Annotated in this window: 18 protein-coding genes; all 18 read left to right on the top strand. The window is 65.9% G+C overall.

The features are described from left to right. On the top strand, positions 1-382 hold a 382-nt coding region (locus V8Z74_RS19255; protein ID WP_349710717.1), incomplete at its 5' end, for a DUF4115 domain-containing protein. 17 nt (positions 383-399) lie between these two features. Further along, the gene (gene ispG / locus V8Z74_RS19260) at positions 400-1,686 is read left to right on the top strand and encodes a flavodoxin-dependent (E)-4-hydroxy-3-methylbut-2-enyl-diphosphate synthase (RefSeq protein WP_349710719.1); all 1,287 of its coding nucleotides are present in this window, start codon (positions 400-402) and stop codon (positions 1,684-1,686) included. Positions 1,687-1,898: 212 nt separating this feature from the next. Continuing rightward, positions 1,899-3,167 (top strand): histidine--tRNA ligase, encoded by a 1,269-nt coding sequence (gene hisS, locus V8Z74_RS19265; RefSeq protein ID WP_349710721.1) that lies wholly within the window; start codon positions 1,899-1,901, stop codon positions 3,165-3,167. 39 nt (positions 3,168-3,206) lie between these two features. Next, the gene (locus V8Z74_RS19270; RefSeq protein ID WP_349710723.1) at positions 3,207-3,884 is read left to right on the top strand and encodes a YfgM family protein; all 678 of its coding nucleotides are present in this window, start codon (positions 3,207-3,209) and stop codon (positions 3,882-3,884) included. A gap of 35 nt (positions 3,885-3,919) precedes the next feature. Next, positions 3,920-5,059, top strand: a complete 1,140-nt coding sequence (gene bamB, locus V8Z74_RS19275) for an outer membrane protein assembly factor BamB (RefSeq protein ID WP_245633265.1) — start codon at positions 3,920-3,922, stop codon at positions 5,057-5,059. A 59-nt stretch (positions 5,060-5,118) separates the two neighbouring features. Next, positions 5,119-6,462 carry a ribosome biogenesis GTPase Der gene (der, locus tag V8Z74_RS19280; RefSeq protein ID WP_349710725.1) on the top strand — a complete coding sequence of 448 codons (1,344 nt, stop codon included), beginning with the start codon at positions 5,119-5,121 and terminating at the stop codon, positions 6,460-6,462. Between the two features lie 102 nt (positions 6,463-6,564). Beyond that, entirely contained in the window at positions 6,565-6,819 is a 255-nt protein-coding gene (gene hfq, locus V8Z74_RS19285) for an RNA chaperone Hfq (protein ID WP_066471490.1), read from the top strand. A 66-nt stretch (positions 6,820-6,885) separates the two neighbouring features. Beyond that, positions 6,886-8,088: a GTPase HflX gene (gene hflX, locus V8Z74_RS19290; RefSeq protein WP_066471488.1), complete on the top strand. Its 1,203-nt coding sequence runs from the start codon at positions 6,886-6,888 to the stop codon at positions 8,086-8,088. Between the two features lie 71 nt (positions 8,089-8,159). Next, a complete protein-coding gene (gene hflK, locus V8Z74_RS19295) occupies positions 8,160-9,551 on the top strand; it encodes an FtsH protease activity modulator HflK (protein ID WP_066471485.1) in 1,392 nt (463 codons plus the stop codon). A gap of 9 nt (positions 9,552-9,560) precedes the next feature. Continuing rightward, entirely contained in the window at positions 9,561-10,451 is an 891-nt protein-coding gene (gene hflC / locus V8Z74_RS19300) for a protease modulator HflC (RefSeq protein WP_066471483.1), read from the top strand. Between the two features lie 86 nt (positions 10,452-10,537). Then, complete coding sequence (locus V8Z74_RS19305) at positions 10,538-10,726, top strand: DUF2065 domain-containing protein (protein ID WP_066471481.1); 189 nt, start codon at positions 10,538-10,540, stop codon at positions 10,724-10,726. A gap of 93 nt (positions 10,727-10,819) precedes the next feature. After that, positions 10,820-11,968 (top strand): ATP phosphoribosyltransferase regulatory subunit, encoded by a 1,149-nt coding sequence (locus tag V8Z74_RS19310; RefSeq protein WP_349710728.1) that lies wholly within the window; start codon positions 10,820-10,822, stop codon positions 11,966-11,968. A 37-nt stretch (positions 11,969-12,005) separates the two neighbouring features. Beyond that, positions 12,006-13,382 (top strand): adenylosuccinate synthase, encoded by a 1,377-nt coding sequence (locus V8Z74_RS19315; RefSeq protein ID WP_066471478.1) that lies wholly within the window; start codon positions 12,006-12,008, stop codon positions 13,380-13,382. A 47-nt stretch (positions 13,383-13,429) separates the two neighbouring features. Further along, positions 13,430-13,954 (top strand): phosphoribosyltransferase, encoded by a 525-nt coding sequence (locus tag V8Z74_RS19320; RefSeq protein WP_066471472.1) that lies wholly within the window; start codon positions 13,430-13,432, stop codon positions 13,952-13,954. Between the two features lie 130 nt (positions 13,955-14,084). Next, positions 14,085-14,390: a hypothetical protein gene (locus V8Z74_RS19325; protein WP_349710730.1), complete on the top strand. Its 306-nt coding sequence runs from the start codon at positions 14,085-14,087 to the stop codon at positions 14,388-14,390. Between the two features lie 285 nt (positions 14,391-14,675). Beyond that, the gene (locus V8Z74_RS19330) at positions 14,676-15,620 is read left to right on the top strand and encodes a YncE family protein (protein ID WP_349710875.1); all 945 of its coding nucleotides are present in this window, start codon (positions 14,676-14,678) and stop codon (positions 15,618-15,620) included. 129 nt (positions 15,621-15,749) lie between these two features. Then, positions 15,750-16,595, top strand: a complete 846-nt coding sequence (locus tag V8Z74_RS19335) for a polysaccharide deacetylase family protein (protein ID WP_349710731.1) — start codon at positions 15,750-15,752, stop codon at positions 16,593-16,595. A gap of 16 nt (positions 16,596-16,611) precedes the next feature. Next, positions 16,612-17,592 (top strand): sterol desaturase family protein, encoded by a 981-nt coding sequence (locus V8Z74_RS19340; protein WP_349710732.1) that lies wholly within the window; start codon positions 16,612-16,614, stop codon positions 17,590-17,592. Positions 17,593-17,616: the final 24 nt, after the last annotated feature.

The raw sequence follows: 17,616 nt of genomic DNA on the forward strand, positions 1-17,616 counted from the left end.
GGCCGACGCGGTCAATGCGGCCACGCCGGTGCAGCCGCCTGCCGCAGCAGCGCCCGCGGCGGAGCCGGCCGGTTCCGCAGCGGCGGCAAGTGCAGCCGGCAGCGCTGCTGCCCAGGCTCCGGTGGCCGCCGCCCCTGCGCAAGCCTCTGGCGCCGTCCTGGAAATGCGCGCCAGCGCACAATCGTGGGTCAAGGTCCGGGATGCCAAGGGCAAGGTGGTGCTGGAAAAGACGCTGGCCAAGGATGAGGCCGTGACCGCCGGCGGCGAGCTGCCCCTGTCCGTGATCGTGGGCAATGCCAAGGGTACCCAGGTACTGGTGCGCGGCGAGCCGCTGGACATCGCGGGCACGCGCGACAACGTGGCCCGCTTCGAGGTGAAGTGATCCTCAAGGTGACAAGAGTGCAAGATTCCGAGAATTCGCAGCAGCCGGGCGAGGCGGCACCCATCGCGATCGCATCGCCGCTGCCGCGCCGCTCGCGCCAGGCGCGCGTGGTCTGGCGCAACAACGTGGTCACCGTGGGCGGCGACGCGCCCGTGCGCGTGCAGTCCATGACCAATACCGACACCGTGGATGCCGTGGAGACTGCCATCCAGGTGCGCCAGCTGGCCCAGGCGGGCTCGGAGATGGTGCGCATCACCGTCAACACGCCCGAGGCCGCGGCCGCCGTGCCCTATATCCGCGAGCAGCTGGACCGCATGGGCGAGTACGTGCCGCTGGTGGGCGACTTCCACTACAACGGCCACCGCCTGCTGACCGACTACCCGGCCTGCGCCGAGGCGCTGTCCAAGTACCGCATCAACCCCGGCAACGTGGGCAAGGGCGACAAGAAGGACCGCCAGTTCGGCCAGATGATCGAGATTGCCGCCAAATACGACAAGGCAGTGCGCATCGGCGTGAACTGGGGCTCGCTGGACCAGGAAATCATGGCCGAGCTGATGGATGCCAACAGCCGGCGTGCCCGTCCCTGGGATACGCGCCAGGTCATGTACGAGGCGCTGATCACCTCGGCCGTCTCGTCCGCGCGCCGCGCCGAGGAGATGGGCCTGAACGGCGACAACATCATCCTCTCGTGCAAGGTCAGCGGCGTGCAGGACCTGATCTCGGTCTACCGTGCGCTGGCGCAGCGCTGCGACTATGCGCTGCACCTGGGCCTGACCGAGGCCGGCATGGGCACCAAGGGCACGGTGGCCTCCACCGCCGCGCTGTCCGTGCTGCTGCAGGAAGGCATCGGCGACACCATCCGCGTCTCGCTCACGCCCCAGCCCGGCGAGGCGCGCGCGCAGGAAGTGGTGGTGGCCTCCGAAATCCTGCAGGCCCTGGGCCTGCGCGTGTTCGTGCCCAGCGTCACGGCCTGCCCGGGCTGCGGGCGCACGACCAGCACCACCTTCCAGGAGCTGGCCAAGCGCATCGACGACTTCCTGCGCGGCGAAATGCCGGTCTGGCGTGCCCGCTATCCGGGCGTGGAAGCCATGAAGGTGGCCGTGATGGGCTGCATCGTCAACGGTCCCGGCGAGAGCAAGCATGCCGACATCGGCATCAGCCTGCCGGGCACGGGCGAGGCGCCTGCGGCGCCGGTCTTCATTGATGGCGAGAAGGCGATGACGCTGCGCGGCGAGCGCATTGCCGAAGAGTTCCAGGCCATCGTCCAGGACTATGTGCAGCGCCGCTACGGCGCCCGCGGCTGAACCGGCAAACAGGGGAAGGAGCGGCTTGCTGGCACAATGGTCGCAAGCCTGTCTCAGGAATTGATAGCAGCTAGCGCGCTATCCATATGAATTTGAGTATGGTTTCTCTTTGAAATCGAGGTTTGCTGCGCGCAGCAAGCTCCTGTTTTCAGAGTAACCCAGATGTGAGATTTCACGTGGCCAAGAACGAAAAACTGACCGCCATCAAAGGCATGAACGACATCCTCCCGCCCGATTCCGCGCGCTGGGAGTGGTTCGAGGGCAAGGTGCGCGACCTGATGGGACGCTTTGCCTACCGCAACATCCGCACGCCCATCGTCGAGCCCACGGCCCTGTTCGTGCGCGGCCTGGGCGAGGTGACCGACATCGTCGAGAAGGAGATGTACTCCTTCGAGGACAAGCTCAACGGCGAGCACCTGACCATCCGTCCCGAAGGCACGGCCGGCGTGGTGCGCGCCATCGTCGAGAACAACCTGCTGTACGACGGCGGCAAGCGCCTGTTCTACATCGGCCCCATGTTCCGCCACGAGCGCCCGCAGCGCGGCCGCTACCGCCAGTTCCACCAGGTGGGCGTGGAAGCCATGGGCTTTGCCGGCCCCGAGCTGGACGCCGAAGTCATCCTGCTGGCCGACCAGCTCTGGAAGGAGCTGGGCATCGAGGGCGTGCGCCTGGAGCTCAACAGCCTGGGCCAGCCCGAGGAGCGCAAGGCCCACCGCGAGGCGCTGGTCGCCTATTTCGAGCGGCACACCGGCGTGATGGACGAAGAGGCCAGGCGCCGCATGTACACCAACCCGCTGCGAGTGCTGGACACCAAGAACCCAGCCATGCAGGAAATGGTCAACGCCGCGCCCAAGCTGTTCGACTACCTGGGCGAGGCTTCCAAGGCCCACCTGAAGGCCGTGCAGGACATCCTGGATGCCAACGGCGTGGCCTGGACGCTGAACCCGCGCCTGGTGCGCGGCATGGACTACTACAACCTCACGGTGTTCGAGTTCATCACCGACAAGCTGGGCTCGCAGGGCACGATCTGCGGCGGCGGCCGCTACGACTACCTGATCGAGGAAATCGGCGGCAAGCCCGCTCCGGCCGTGGGCTGGGGCATGGGCATCGAGCGCGTGCTCGAGCTGCTCAAGGAAATCGGCGCCGAGATCCCGCAGCCCGCGGCAGACGCCTATGCCATCATTCCCGATGCAGGGGCGCTGCCCCAGGTCTTCCAGACCGTGCAGCGTCTGCGCGCTGCCGGCGTGGCCGTGCAGATGCATGCGGCCGCCGGCGGCTCCGCCGAAGGCATGGGCTCGATGAAATCCCAGTTCAAGAAGGCCGATGCCTCGGGTGCGCGCTTTGCGCTGATCTTCGGTGCGGACGAGCTGGCCCAGGGCATGGTCACGGTCAAGGCGCTGCGTGACGGGCAGGGCGCGCAGCAGCAGCAATCCCTGGCGCAGGTTCAGGACTGGGCCGACACCCTAAAATCGGCCGACTGAGCTCCATCCCGTTAACGACCCAGCACAACAACACAAGCCATGGCAAGTCATTTCGACCTTGAAGAACAAGAGCAACTCGATCAGCTCAAGCATTTCTGGAACACCTGGGGCACGCTGATCACCAGCGTGCTGGTGGTGATCTTCCTGGGCTTGGCCGGCTGGAATGGCTACCAGTACTGGCAAAAGCGCCAGGCCGTGCAGGCGGCGGCGCTCGAGCATGCCGTCGACGTGGCCCTGGCCGGCAAGGACCAGGCCCGTGCCGACCAGGCGTTTGCCGAGCTCAAGAGCAAATTCGGCGGCACCGTGCAGGCGACCCAGACCGGCCTGCTGGTGGCCAAGGCTGCGGTGGATGCGGGCAAGTTCGACGATGCCAGGGCCGCGCTGGCCTGGGTGGCCGAGACGGGCGACGAGGGCTACAAGGCCATCGCCAAGATCCGCCTGTCCACCGTGCTGGAGCAGCAAAAGCAGTTCGACGAAGGCCTGAAGGCGCTGGAAGGCTCCATGCCCGAATCCTTCTCCGGGCTGCAGGCCGACCGCCGCGGCGACCTGTATGCGGCCCTCGGCAAGCCGCAGGAGGCCGTGGCCCAGTACCAGATCGCCTACAAGGCGCTGGACAAGGATCTGGACTACCGCCACCTGATCGAGTTCAAGCTCAATGCGCTGGGCGCCACGCCTGCCACCGTGGCCCAGGCCAAGACAACGCCATCGGAGAACTAATCTTGAAGACTTTTGCCTGCTCAATGAAGTCCGCAATGAAATCGCCTGCCGTGCCGCGCTGGCTGGCCGTGTCCGCGCTGTCCATGGCCCTGGGCGCCTGCTCCATCTTCAGCAGCAGCGGCGAAAAGCCCAAGCCGCTGGACCTGGGGCCCAATCCCGGCCTGATCCAGGTTCACCAGGCCTGGACGGCCAAGCTGGGCAGCGAAGCGCCCCTGGCCATGCCGGCGCTGGTGCGCGGCGATACCGTGACCCTGGTGGCCAAGGACGGCAGCGTGACCACGCTGGACGGCCGCACCGGCAACCAGCTGGGCAAGATCAGCGCGGGCGAGCCTCTGACCACCGGCGTGGGCAGCGATGGCGAGCGCACGGCCATGGTGACCGGCAGCAACCAGCTGCTGGTGTTTGCCGAAGGCAAGAAGCTGTGGTCCCACAAGCTGCAGGCCGCCGTCTACACGCCGCCGCTGGTGGCCGGCGGGCGCGTGTTCGTGATGGCTGCGGACCGCTCGCTGTCGGCCTTCGATGCCAACACCGGCCGCGAGCTGTGGTTTGCCGACCGTCCGGGCGAGCCCCTGATCCTGCGCCAGCCGGGCGTGCTCATCGCCGTGGGCAACACGCTGGTGGCCGGCCTGTCGGGCCGTCTCGTGGGCGTGGACCCGGATTCGGGTTCCGTGCGCTGGGAGGCTCCCCTGGCCAGCCCGCGCGGCACCAATGACGTGGAGCGCCTGGTGGATCTGGTCGGCCATGTCAGCCGTATCGGCAGCAGCGTCTGCGCACGCGCCTTCCAGGCCTCCGTCGGCTGCGTGGACACCAACAATGCCACGGTGCGCTGGACCCAGAACTCCAAAGGCAGCGACGGCATCGACGGCGACGAGCAATCCGTGTTCGGCGCCGAAAGCAACGGCACGGTGCAGGCATGGCGCCGCGCCGACGGTTCGCGCCTGTGGTCCGTCGACAAGCTGCAGTACCGCAAGCTGACGGCACCGCTGGTACTGGGTCGCTCGGTGGTGCTGGGCGACGACCTGGGCACGGTGCACTTGCTGTCGCGCGAGGACGGCTCGGCCCTGGCGCGCCTGGAAACCGACAAGACCGGTGTGGCCACGGCCCCGGTGGCGGTGGCCGATACGCTGGTGGTGGTCGGCCGCAGCGGAACTGTGTACGGCTTCCGGCCGGATTGATAAGCATGATCTGCCCGGGCTCTCGCGGGCCTTGCAGATCCCAATAGGTATTTTTGGTAATGAAGCCAGTTATTGCCCTGGTAGGGCGCCCCAATGTGGGCAAGTCGACGCTCTTCAACCGGCTCACGAAGTCGAGGGATGCCATCGTCGCCGACTTTGCAGGGCTGACGCGTGACCGCCATTACGGCCAGGGCCGTCAGGGCAAGCACGAATACATCGTCATCGACACCGGCGGTTTCGAGCCCGATGCGACGCGCGGCATCTTCAAGGAGATGGCCAAGCAGACGCAGCAGGCCGTGGCTGAGGCCGACGTGGTCGTCTTCGTGCTCGATGCGCGCGCAGGCCTGTCGGGCCAGGACCATGAGATCGCACAGTACCTGCGCCGCCTGAGCAAGCCCACGGTGCTGGTGGCCAACAAGGCCGAGGGCATGAAGGACGGTGCGCAGCTGTCCGAGTTCTATGAGCTGGGCCTGGGCGAGGTGATGGCGGTATCGGCCGCGCACGGTCAGGGCGTGCGCAGCCTCGTGGACGTCGCACTGGGCATGCTCAACCTGCCCGAACCCGAAGAGGAAATCTTTGGCGACGACGACCAGAAGCCCGTGCGCCTGGCGGTGGCGGGCCGGCCCAATGCGGGCAAGTCCACGCTGATCAACACCTGGCTGGGCGAAGAGCGCCTGGTGGCCTTCGACATGCCCGGCACCACGCGCGATGCGATCACCGTGCCGTTCGAGCGCAACGGCCAGAAATTCGAGCTCATCGACACGGCCGGCCTGCGCCGCAAGGGCCGTGTGTTCGAGGCCATCGAGAAGTTCTCGGTGGTCAAGACGCTGCAGGCCATCGAGACCGCCAATGTGGTGCTGCTGCTCATCGATGCCACGCAGGGCGTGACCGACCAGGACGCCCACATCGCGGGCTACATCCTGGAAAGCGGCCGCTCCGTGGTGCTGGCCATCAACAAATGGGATGCGGTGGACGAATACCAGCGCCAGATGCTGGAGCGCTCCATCGAATCGCGCCTGTCCTTCCTGAAGTTCGCTCCGCTGCACTTCATCTCGGCCCAGAAGCGCCAGGGCATCGAGCCGCTGTGGAAGTCCATCATCCAGGCCCACCGCGCGGCCACCTGCAAGATGCCCACGCCGGTGCTCACGCGCCTGCTGATGGAGGCCATTCAGTTCCAGACGCCCAAGAAGGTCGGCGCCTACCGTCCCAAGATGCGCTATGCCCACCAGGGCGGCATGAATCCGCCGGTCATCGTGATCCACGGCAATTCGCTGGAGCTGGTCACCGATGCCTACAAGCGCTTCCTGGAGACCCGGTTCCGCAAGGAGTTCAATCTCGTGGGCACGCCGTTGCGCATCGAGATGAAAACCTCCCATAATCCTTTCGCCGACAAGAACAAATGACGTGCCGCAGCGCGTAGGGGAAAACCCTTTTTTGCATGGACCCTGATGGCGCTGTGGTAACGTGTCGGTTTACAACAACACTCTTCGAACACGGAGAATATCGTGAGCAATAAAGGTCAACTCCTCCAAGATCCGTTCCTGAACGCGCTGCGCCGCGAGCATGTGCCGGTTTCCATCTACCTGGTCAACGGCATCAAGCTGCAAGGCCAAATCGAGTCGTTTGACCAATACGTGGTGCTGCTGCGCAACACCGTGACCCAGATGGTCTACAAGCACGCTATCTCCACCATCGTTCCCGGCCGCGCCGTGAATTTCTCCGCCGCAGCCACTGCGGACAACGAAGCCGCCGCCGCTTGATCGGCCGTGCCGCGCTGATGCCTCGCAGCACTGCCTGCGAGGCTCCTCACCCCACGGGAGAGGTATTTGAGTTCTGAATTCTTTGAACGCTCCGCGTCTGCACCGGTGCTGCTGGTGGGCGTGGATTTTGGCTTTCCCCATTTTGACGACGAGCTGGAGGAGCTGGGCCTGCTGGCGCAGACCGCCGGCCTGCAGCCCGTTGCACGCCTGACCTGCAAGCGCAAGGCGCCCGATGCCGCACTGTTCGTGGGCAGCGGCAAGGCCGACGAGATCCGCATGCTGGCCCAGATGCACGGCGCCAAGGAAATCTGGTTCGACCAGGCCCTGAGCCCGGCCCAGCAGCGCAATCTGGAGCGCCATATCCAGATGCCGGTCAACGACCGCACCATGCTGATCCTGGAGATCTTCGCCCAGCGGGCCAGAAGCCACGAGGGCAAGCTGCAGGTGGAACTGGCCCGGCTGCAGTACGTCAGCACGCGCCTGGTGCGCCGCTGGAGCCACCTGGAGCGGCAGATGGGCGGCATCGGCGGCCGCGGCGGCCCGGGCGAAAAGCAGATCGAGCTGGACCGCCGCATGATCGACGAGGCCATCAAGCGCACCAAGGAGCGCCTGAAGAAGGTCAAGAAGCAGCGCACCACCCAGCGGCGCCAGCGCGCGCGCCACGAGGTCTTCAATATTTCGCTGGTGGGCTACACCAATGCCGGCAAGTCCACGCTGTTCAACGCCATGGTCAAGGCCCGCGCCTATGCGGCCGACCAGCTGTTCGCCACGCTGGACACCACCACGCGCCAGATGTATCTGAACGAGGCGCAGGAATCTGTGTCGCTGTCCGATACCGTCGGCTTCATCCGGGACCTGCCGCACGGGCTGGTCGATGCCTTCCAGGCCACGCTGCAGGAAGCCATCGACGCGGATCTGCTGCTGCACGTCGTGGATGCATCGAACCCCGGCTATCCGGAACAAATCCAACAAGTCCAAAAAGTTCTGGCTGAAATCGGGGCTCATGATGTGCCCCAGATCCTGGTCTTCAACAAGCTGGATGCCATCGAGCCCGAGCGCCTGCCTGCCGCGCTGCAGGACGACTACGAGCTCGACGGCGTTCCTGTGCCGCGCGTGTTCGTCAGCGCCCGCTCGGGGCAGGGGCTGCCGCAGCTGCGCCAGATGCTGGCGGACCGGGTATTGCAAGCACGAGAGGGGGCTGGCAACGCAGACGATGAAAGGCAGGACGAATCCTCCGGGATGTCCCCTGATTCCGACGCGCAATACTAGGGACTCATGTCTCTATTGGGCACAATGCCAGCCATGGTTCATGTCTTTTTGGAAATACAGAGACTTCTCGCATGAATTTTTCACAACGCGTCCATCGCTGGGCGGTGCTGCCACAACGCATTCGCGGGATGTTCAATCTGAACGATCCCCGCTGGGGCCGCAGCGACAACAACAACGAAGAAGGCTCGCGCCCTGACGGCCAGCGCCCCGACAGCGAACGCCCGGAACTTCCGCCCGCCCCCGAGCAGCGTCCGCGGCCGCCTTCCCAGCAGGGCCAGCCGCCGGACCTGGACGAGCTCTGGCATGACCTCAACCGCAAGCTTTCCGGCCTGTTTGGCGGCAAGCCGGGCCGGGGCCTGCCGCCCGGCCGCAGCGGCGGCCAGCCTTCCGAGCCCTTCAATGCCGGCAAGGGCATCTTCGTGATCGCTGGCGTGGCCGTGCTGATCTGGCTGGGCACGGGCTTTTTCATCGTGCAGGAAGGCCAGCAGGCCGTCATCACCCAGTTCGGAAAGTACAAGAGCACCGTGGGCGCGGGTTTCAACTGGCGCCTGCCGTATCCGATCCAGAAGCATGAGCTGGTCTATGTCTCGCAGATCCGCTCGGCCGACGTGGGCAGCGACAACATCGTGCGCAGCACGGGCCTGCGCGAGTCGGCCATGCTGACCGAGGACGAGAACATCGTCGAGATCAAGTTTGCCGTGCAGTACCGCTTGAACGACGCGCGCGCCTGGCTGTTCGAAAGCCGCAGCCCGTCGGAAGCCGTGGTGCAGGTGGCCGAGTCGGCCGTGCGCGAAGTCGTGGGCAAGATGCGCATGGATTCGGCCCTGGCCGAGGAGCGCGACCAGATCGCGCCGCGCGTGCGCGATCTGATGCAGACCATTCTGGATCGCTACAAGGTGGGCGTGGAAGTGGTGGGCATCAACCTGCAGCAGGGCGGCGTGCGTCCGCCCGAGCAGGTGCAGGCGGCCTTCGACGACGTGCTCAAGGCCGGCCAGGAGCGCGAGCGCGCCAAGAACGAGGCCCAGGCCTATGCCAACGACGTGATTCCGCGCGCTGCCGGCTCGGCGGCGCGGCTGGGCGAAGAGGCGGCTGCCTACAAGGCCCGCATCGTGGCGCAGGCGCAGGGCGATGCCGGGCGTTTCAGCTCGCTGTTCACCGAGTACCAGAAGGCGCCGCAGGTCACGCGCGACCGCCTGTACATCGACGCCATGCAGCAGATCTACAGCAACGTGACCAAGGTGCTGGTGGAGTCCCGCCAGGGCTCGAACCTGCTGTACCTGCCGCTGGACAAGATCATGCAGAGCGTGAGCAGCAACACGGCCGCCGCAGGCGCGGCCGATGCCTCCGGGGTGCCGGCTGCCGGCGCCCCGGCATCGTCGGTGCCGCCTGCCGTGCGTGTGACGCCGGTGCCCGCGGGCGAGGCCCGCAGCCGTGACCGCAGCCGTGAACGTGAATCGCGCTAGGAGAATGCAGTGAATCGAATCGGATTTTTTGTCACCAGCGTTCTGGTCGTGCTGGCTTTGCTGAGTTCCACGCTGTTCGTGGTCGACCAGCGCCAGTTCGGCGTGGTCTATGCGCTGGGCCAGATCAAGGAAGTGATCACAGAGCCCGGACTGAACTGGAAGCTGCCGCCGCCGTTCCAGAACGTGCGCTACATCGACAAGCGCCTGCTGACGCTGGACAGCACCGACACCGAGCCCATGCTGACGGCCGAAAAGCAGCGCGTGGTGATCGACTGGTATGTGCGCTGGCGCATCTCCGACCCGTCGGAATACATCCGCAACGTGGGATTGGATGAAAGCGCGGGCGCGCTGCAGCTCAACCGCGTGGTGCGCAATGCCTTCCAGGAGGAAATCAACCGCCGCACCGTGCGCGAGCTGCTGTCGTCCAAGCGCGAGGCGCTGATGGCCGACGTCAAGCGCGAGGTGCTGGAGACCGTGCGCGGCGCCAAGCCCTGGGGCGTGGACATCGTGGACGTGCGCATCACCCGTGTGGACTATGCCGAGACCATCACCGAATCGGTCTACCGCCGCATGGAGGCCGAGCGCAAGCGCGTGGCCAACGAGCTGCGCTCCACCGGCGCGGCCGAAGGCGAGAAAATCCGTGCCGAGGCCGACCGCCAGCGCGACATCACGATTGCCAATGCCTACCGCGACGCGCAGAAGGTCAAGGGCGAAGGCGATGCCGAAGCCGCGCGCGTCTATGCCGAAGCCTTCGGCAAGGATCCGCAGTTCGCGCAGTTCTACCGCAGCCTGGAAGCCTACAAGGAAAGCTTTGCCAAGAAGAGCGACGTGCTGGTGCTCGATCCGTCGCAGAGCGATTTCTTCAAGGCCTACCGCAACGGCGGCGCCGCTGCCCGGTAGGACCGGCAGGACTGTCATCGCAATGGCCCCTTCGCGGGCCATTGTTCATTGTGTTGCGACCCAGTGAGGGAGATGGAGAGCGGGATATGGAGTGGAGCGATTCCCTGGGCCTGGCCCTTGCGCTGATGCTGATCTTCGAGGGGCTGATGCCGCTGTTTGCGCCGCAGCAGTGGCGCCAGCTGTTCCTGCAGCTCATGCAGCTGCGCGACGGGCAGCTGCGCTTTTGCGGCCTGCTCTGTATCGCAGCGGGAGTCATTTTGCTGATCCTGCTCTGAATACCGCAAATATCGGCCAGGCCTTGCGGGGCAAATTGGGCATGCCCGGCAAAGCCGGTAGAATCGCGTTTTTAACAGCCTCCCCCTTTCTCCATGTCTGCTTGGGTCCTGCCGGATCACATTGCCGATGTTTTGCCCTCCGAGGCGCGGCACATCGAAGAATTGCGTCGAGGACTGCTCGATACCGCGCGCGGCTATGGCTATGAACTGGTCATGCCGCCCATGCTGGAGTACCTGGACTCCCTGCTGACCGGTACCGGCGAAGCCCTGGATATCCAAACCTGCAAACTGGTCGACCAGATCTCCGGCCGCACCATGGGCCTGCGCGCCGACATGACGCAGCAGGTGGCACGCATCGACGCCCATTTGCTCAACCGCAAAGGCCTGACCCGGCTGTGCTACTGCGGCCCCGTGGTCCATGCGCGGCCCGACCGCCCGCGCGCGACGCGCGAGCCGCTGCAGTTCGGCGCCGAGATCTACGGCCACGAAGGGCTGGAAGCCGACCTGGAAGCCCTGCATCTGGCGCTCGATTGCCTCAGGAGCGCCGGCGTCACCGACATCAGCGTGGACCTGGCCGATGTCCGCATCGTGCGCAATCTGCTGGCCGGCGTGATGGTGGAGGCGCAGGTGCTGCGCAACGTGCATGCGGCATTGGCCTCCAAGGACGCGACCGAGCTGGCCCGCCTGACGCGGGATTTCCCCGCAGCTTCGCGCGAAGGCCTGCTGGCGCTGCTGCAGCTGTATGGCGGCATGGAAGTGCTGGACCAGGCCGAAAAGCTGCTGGAGCGCACGCCCGGCGTGCGCAAGCTGCTATCGCATCTGCGCTGGCTGGCCGAGCGGCTGAGCGGCGTGAAGGTGAGCTTCGATCTGGCCGACCTGCGCGGCTATTCCTATTACAGCGGCACGCGCTTTGCGATCTACGTGCCCGGCGGCAGCGATGCGCTGGTGCGCGGCGGCCGCTATGACGAAGTCGGCGCTGTCTTCGGGCGCAACCGCCCGGCGGCCGGCTTCAGCCTCGATATCAAACAACTGGTGGCTGTCGTGCCCGAGCGCCCGCTCAAGGCTGCCATTCGCGCTCCCTGGGGCGATGACGTGCAGGTGGCCGCGGCCATCGCCGCATTGCGCCAGAAGGGCGAGACGGTGGTCTGCGTACTGCCGGGGCACGAAAGCGAAGTGGACGAGTTCCACTGCGACCGCGAGCTCGTCCAGCAGGGCGGGCAATGGGTCGTGCAAGCCATTTAAGGCTTTTGACTAATTCTTCGATTTACCGGATTGGAATATGAAAACATCCAAAGGTCGCAATGTGGTCGTGGTCGGCACCCAGTGGGGTGACGAGGGCAAGGGCAAGCTGGTCGACTGGCTGACCGAGAGCGCCAACGGCGTCGTGCGTTTCCAGGGCGGCCACAATGCCGGCCACACGCTGGTCATCAACGGCGTCAAGACCGCGCTGCACCTGATCCCCAGCGGCATCATGCGCCCCGGCGTGAAGTGCTACATCGGCAACGGCGTGGTGCTGTCCGTGGGCAAGCTGTTCGAGGAAATCGAAGGCCTGGAAAAGGCCGGCGTGCAGGTGCGCGACCGCCTGCGCGTATCCGAAGCCTGCCCGCTGATCTTGCCTTTCCACCAGGCGCTGGACGTGGCCCGCGAAGCGGCCCGCGAGCAGGGCGGCGTGCAGAAGATCGGCACCACGGGCAAGGGCATCGGCCCCGCCTACGAGGACAAGATCGCCCGCCGCGCACTGCGCGTGCAGGACCTGAAGCACCCCGAGCGCTTCGCCGCCAAGCTGCGCGAACTGCTGAACCTGCACAACCATATCCTGGTGAACGTGCTGGGCTCGAAGAGCTTCGACTTCGGCGCCGGCCTGGCTCCGTACATGCGGGACGGCGAAGTCCAGTTCGACGCGGTGTACGACGAGGCCATGCGCCATGCCGAGTTGCTCAAACCCATGATCGCCGACGTGTCGCGCGAGCTCAACGAAGTGCACGCAGCCGGCGGCAACCTGCTGTTCGAAGGTGCGCAGGGCACGCTGCTGGACGTGGACCACGGCACCTATCCCTACGTCACCTCGTCCAACTGCGTGGCCGGCAATGCGGCTGCCGGCGCCGGCGTGGGCCCGGGCCTGCTGCACTACATCCTGGGCATCACCAAGGCCTACTGCACCCGCGTGGGCGGCGGTCCCTTCCCGACCGAGCTGGAATGGGAAAAGGAAGGCACGCCCGGCTGGATCATGAGCACCGTGGGCGCCGAGAAGGGCGTGACCACCGGCCGTTCGCGCCGCTGTGGCTGGTTCGACGCCGCGCTGCTCAAGCGCTCGGCCCAGATCAACGGCCTGTCGGGCCTGTGCATCACCAAGCTGGACGTGCTCGACGGCATCGAGGAGCTGCAGCTGTGCGTGGGTTATGAACTCGACGGCGAGAAGATCGACCTGCTGCCCCTGGGCGCGGACGATATCGAGCGCTGCAAGCCCATCTACGAATCCATTCCCGGCTGGACCGAATCCACCGTGGGCGTGACCGAATACGACAAGCTGCCCGTCAATGCGCGCCGCTACCTGGACCGCATCGCCGAAGTGACCGGCGTGCCGATCGCCATGGTCTCGACCAGCCCGGACCGCGACCACACCATCCTGATGCACAACCCGTACAGCGCGCAATAACGGCGGCTCACGGTTTTTACTGAACCCACCATTCAATAGGACCCCATATGCTGACGGAAGACGGCAAGCACCTGTATGTAAGCTATGACGAGTACCACGGTCTCATCGAGAAGCTGGCAATCAAGATCCACCAGTCGGGCTGGGAGTTCGACACCATCCTGTGCCTGGCCCGTGGCGGCCTGCGCCCCGGCGACATCCTGAGCCGCATTTTCGACAAGCCCCTGGCCATCATGTCCACCAGCTCCTACCGTGCCGAAGCCGGCACGGTGCAGGGCCATCTGGATATCGGCCGCTTCATCGCCACGCCCAAGGGCGAGATCGCCGGCCGCGTGCTGCTGGTGGACGACCTTGCGGACTCGGGCGCCACGCTCAAGGCCGTGATCGCCATGCTCAAGACCAACTACCAGCCCATCACCGAGCTGCGCAGCGCCGTGATCTGGACCAAGGGCATCTCGACCTTCGAGGCCGATTACTCGGTGGACTTCCTGCCGACCAACCCCTGGATCCACCAGCCGTTCGAAGGCTACGACACGCTGCGCCCCGAAAAGCTGCTGGAAAAGTGGAAGATCTGAGCGTACAGCCTGTCTTTGCGCCCGCCAGAAAGAGCCCTTGGGGCTCTTTTTTCATGGGACGGTCCCTGTGTGGTTTGCTCCTGGATCACGAGCTGCAAGCGCATGAAAATAAATGAGTTCAAGGTGTTTTATGTTTGAAGTCATTGAATATCAGGCGCAAGCAGCTCACTTTTTTCATGCAAGGCTGGGTACGGCGTCTGTGCAAGGCGGCGATTTCGCCATGTCTTGCGGCAGCGCAAATGCCGTGCAGTTGGTGGGCAAGGCCGGGCCAGCTGTGGTTTTTTTGCCGGCGGCCCGGGTGGACGGGCGCAGTTCCCACGCCGTGGCCGGCGTTCCATGCCCGGCGGTGCCCCAGCATTTTTCACAGTTCGCAGCCGGCTATTGGGCCCTGAGTCCGGCGGGCTGTCCGGGCGCGGCTACACTGCGTCAATTCTGAGAAGGTGGTGGTTTTGTGAGACGTCTCTCTATTGGGCGCATCAGTGTGCTGGGCGCGGTCGTGGTGCTCGCGGTGGGCGGCGGAGCCGCCGCATGGCTGGCCACTTCGGGTTGGCCGGGCTTGAAGCCGGCCAGGGCGGCTGTGGCGCAGCCCGCGGCACCGGCGGCTGCGGCTCCGGCGGCCGGCGGTGCAGCCGCTGCTGCACGCAATACGGCTGCCAGCCCGGCTGGCCAGGGGCAGGCGGCAGCGCCGGCGGCCTCTCTCGCGGCACCCGTGGGTGCCGTGATGCCGGCCAAGGCCGCGCAGTCCGTGCAGGGCACCACGCCCATCTTCGTGCTCAATTCGCTCGACGCCTCCATCAGCGTGATCGACCCCGTGGGCTGGAAGGAGCTGTCGCGCATTCCCACGGGCAAGGAGCCCCATCACCTGTACCTGACGCCCGACGAGAAATCCCTGGTCGTGGCCAATGCGCTGGGCGACTCGCTCACGCTGGTGGACCCGCGCACGGGCGCCGTGCAGCGCGTGATCCGCGACATCGTGGACCCCTACCACCTGCGCTTTTCGCCGGACATGAAGTGGTTCATCACCGCGGCCAACCGCCTCAACCACATCGACTTCTACCGCTGGGATGCGGCCACGCAGACGCCGCAGCTGGTCAAGCGTGTGTCCACGGGCAAGACGCCCAGCCACCTGTTCATCGACGCGGACAGCAAGACCGTGTATTCGACCATGCAGGACAGCGACGCCCTGGTCGCCATCGACATCGCCACGCAGACCATCAAGGCGCGTGTGCCCACCGGCCCCATGCCGGCCGACGTCTACGGCAGCCCCGACGGCAGAAAGCTGTTCGTGGGCCTGACCGGCGGCGATGGCGTCGAGGTCTTCGACATCACCGGCCCCGAGCCGCGCAGCCTGGGCCAGATCAAGACCGCGGCCGGCGCCCATGCCTTCCGCGCCGCCGGCGACAACCGCCACCTGTATGTGAGCAACCGCGTGGCCAACACCATCAGCAAGATCGACATGGTGACCGACCAGGTCGTGGCCAGCTACCCGGCGCCCGGCGGCCCGGACTGCATGGATGTCTCCGCCGACGGCCGCTACCTGCTGGTCAGCTCGCGCTGGGCGCGCAAGCTTTCGGTGATCGACACCGTGGAAAAGAAGGTGGTGCAGCAGGTGAACGTGGGCAAGTCGCCGCACGGCGTGTGGACGCTGGCCCACGCGGCACGCTGATCGCCGCGGAACTTCGCGCCTGCGTCCGGCTCCATCCAGGCAGCCGGGGCCGCGGCGCGGCCTTTCGGCCGGCTGCCGCTTCCGTCCGCATGCGGCGGACCGGCAATCCGGCCACCTCAAGGAGGGTGGATGCTAAGACGTCAATTCATCTCGGCCACGGCGGCATTCGCCGGTTCCGGCCTCTGGGCGCTGCAGGCTTCGGCCGCGGCGGCGCAGGGCGGTGCGCCCGCTACGCCGGGCTGCGGCAAGCCCGTGTACCTGACCTTCGATACCGGCCACATGGGCATTGCCCAGTTCGTGGCCCAGGTGCTGCAAAAGCACCGGGTGCCGGTCACCTTCTTCGCGGCAAACGAGCCCACGAAGGAGGGCGGCAGCAGCCTGGGCGACTTCTGGGCGCCCTGGTGGAAGGCGCGCGCCGAAGAAGGGCATCGGCTGGCCTCGCACACCTATGACCACATGTACTGGGTGGCGGACATACGCGATTCGGCAACGGGCCAGGTGACGCATTTCAAGGTCCGGCCCTCGGCCGGCGAGCGTGCCAACCAGACCTTCGTGGTCTCGGCGGACGAGTATTGCGCCGAGATTGCCAAGGCCGCGAATCGTCTTGAAAGCATCACGGGCCACAAGACACTGCCCCTGTACCGCGCGCCGGGCGGCAAGACATCGCCGGCCCTGATCGCCGCGGCGCAAAAGGGCGGCTACCAGCAGGTGGGCTGGGCGGCGGCAGGCTTTCTGGGCGACGAGCTGCCCAGCGACAGGTATCCGAATGACAAGCTGCTGGATCGGGCGCTGAAGAACATCCGTAACGGCGATATTCTGCTGGCGCATCTGGGGATCTGGTCGCGCAAGGACCCATGGGCGCCGGCGGTGCTGGAGCCCTTGATCGTGGGCCTGCTGGAAAGAGGCTTCTGTTTTCGAACGCTGGCCGAGCATCCGGCGTACCAGGGCTGGATCGCCCGACCGCATGCGGCCTGAGTGTTAGGAGAAAGTTGTGGACTGGCTGGTTCAGTTGTTTGGGGATGCGCAGCAGCGCCTGTTCGAAGGCGTGGTTCAGCCTGTGCTGTTCCACGCGGGCCTGGCGAACCTGCTGGAGGATGGCTATGCGGCCACCGGCTGGCTGCTGGTGGGCCTGTTGCAGATCGTCGTCATGGTGGCCGTGATCGCGCCGCTGCAGCGCTGGATGCCCGTGGAGGCCGTGACCGACCGCAAGGCCATCCGCGTGGACATTTTCTACACGCTGATCCATCGCCTCGGTCTGTTTCGCCTGGCGCTGTTCTTCACGCTGGACCCGCTGTGGGACCTGGTCATGGGGCGCCTGCATGTCTGGGGACTGCCGGTGTTCCACCTGGACGATATCTGGCCCGGCGTGACCGACAACGCATGGATCAGCCTGATCCTGTACCTGCTGGTCTTCGACCTGGTCGAATACTGGATCCATCGCGGCCAGCACCATTACCGCTGGTGGTGGAAGCTGCATGCGCTGCACCATTCCCAGCGCCAGATGACGGTCTGGAGCGACGACCGCAACCATCTGCTCGATGATGTGATCCACGACACCATCGTGGTTCTGGTGGCCCAGCTCATCGGCGTGGCGCCAGGGCAGTTCGTGGCCATCGTGGCGCTGACCCAATTGAGCCAGAGCTTCCAGCATGCCAATGTGCGCATCTGGTTCGGCAGGCTGGGCGAGCGCCTGTGGATCAGCCCGCGCTTCCACCGCCGCCACCATGCCATCGGCATAGGCCACGAAGCCATGGCGCCGGTGCGCAACAAGCGCGCCCGCGGCAACAACTTCGGCGTGCTGCTGCCCTGGTGGGACATGGCCTTCGGCACGGCCAATTTCGATCTGCGCTACGACCCCACGGGCGTGCGCGACCAGGTACAGCCCGATGCCCAGGGCCGGCTGCGCGACTATGGCCGGGGATTCTGGGCCCAGCAGTGGCGCGGCATTCTGCGGCTGGTGGGGCGGGCCTGAGGCGGCGCGGGGCCTGAACAGTTC

The organism is Comamonas sp. w2-DMI, from assembly GCF_040187735.1.
GTDB lineage: Bacteria > Pseudomonadota > Gammaproteobacteria > Burkholderiales > Burkholderiaceae_C > Comamonas > Comamonas terrae.

Excerpts from the sequence above, each read along its gene's own strand:
- hisS (WP_349710721.1), top strand. The coding sequence starts at position 1,899 with ATGAACGACATCCTCCCGCCCGATTCCGCGCGCTGGGAGTGGTTCGAG.
- V8Z74_RS19270 (WP_349710723.1), top strand. The coding sequence starts at position 3,207 with ATGGCAAGTCATTTCGACCTTGAAGAACAAGAGCAACTCGATCAGCTC.
- bamB (WP_245633265.1), top strand. The coding sequence starts at position 3,920 with ATGAAATCGCCTGCCGTGCCGCGCTGGCTGGCCGTGTCCGCGCTGTCC.
- der (WP_349710725.1), top strand. The coding sequence starts at position 5,119 with ATGAAGCCAGTTATTGCCCTGGTAGGGCGCCCCAATGTGGGCAAGTCG.
- hflK (WP_066471485.1), top strand. The coding sequence starts at position 8,160 with ATGAATTTTTCACAACGCGTCCATCGCTGGGCGGTGCTGCCACAACGC.
- V8Z74_RS19305 (WP_066471481.1), top strand. The coding sequence starts at position 10,538 with ATGGAGTGGAGCGATTCCCTGGGCCTGGCCCTTGCGCTGATGCTGATC.
- V8Z74_RS19310 (WP_349710728.1), top strand. The coding sequence starts at position 10,820 with ATGTCTGCTTGGGTCCTGCCGGATCACATTGCCGATGTTTTGCCCTCC.
- V8Z74_RS19315 (WP_066471478.1), top strand. The coding sequence starts at position 12,006 with ATGAAAACATCCAAAGGTCGCAATGTGGTCGTGGTCGGCACCCAGTGG.
- V8Z74_RS19320 (WP_066471472.1), top strand. The coding sequence starts at position 13,430 with ATGCTGACGGAAGACGGCAAGCACCTGTATGTAAGCTATGACGAGTAC.
- V8Z74_RS19325 (WP_349710730.1), top strand. The coding sequence starts at position 14,085 with ATGTTTGAAGTCATTGAATATCAGGCGCAAGCAGCTCACTTTTTTCAT.
- V8Z74_RS19330 (WP_349710875.1), top strand. The coding sequence starts at position 14,676 with ATGCCGGCCAAGGCCGCGCAGTCCGTGCAGGGCACCACGCCCATCTTC.
- V8Z74_RS19335 (WP_349710731.1), top strand. The coding sequence starts at position 15,750 with ATGCTAAGACGTCAATTCATCTCGGCCACGGCGGCATTCGCCGGTTCC.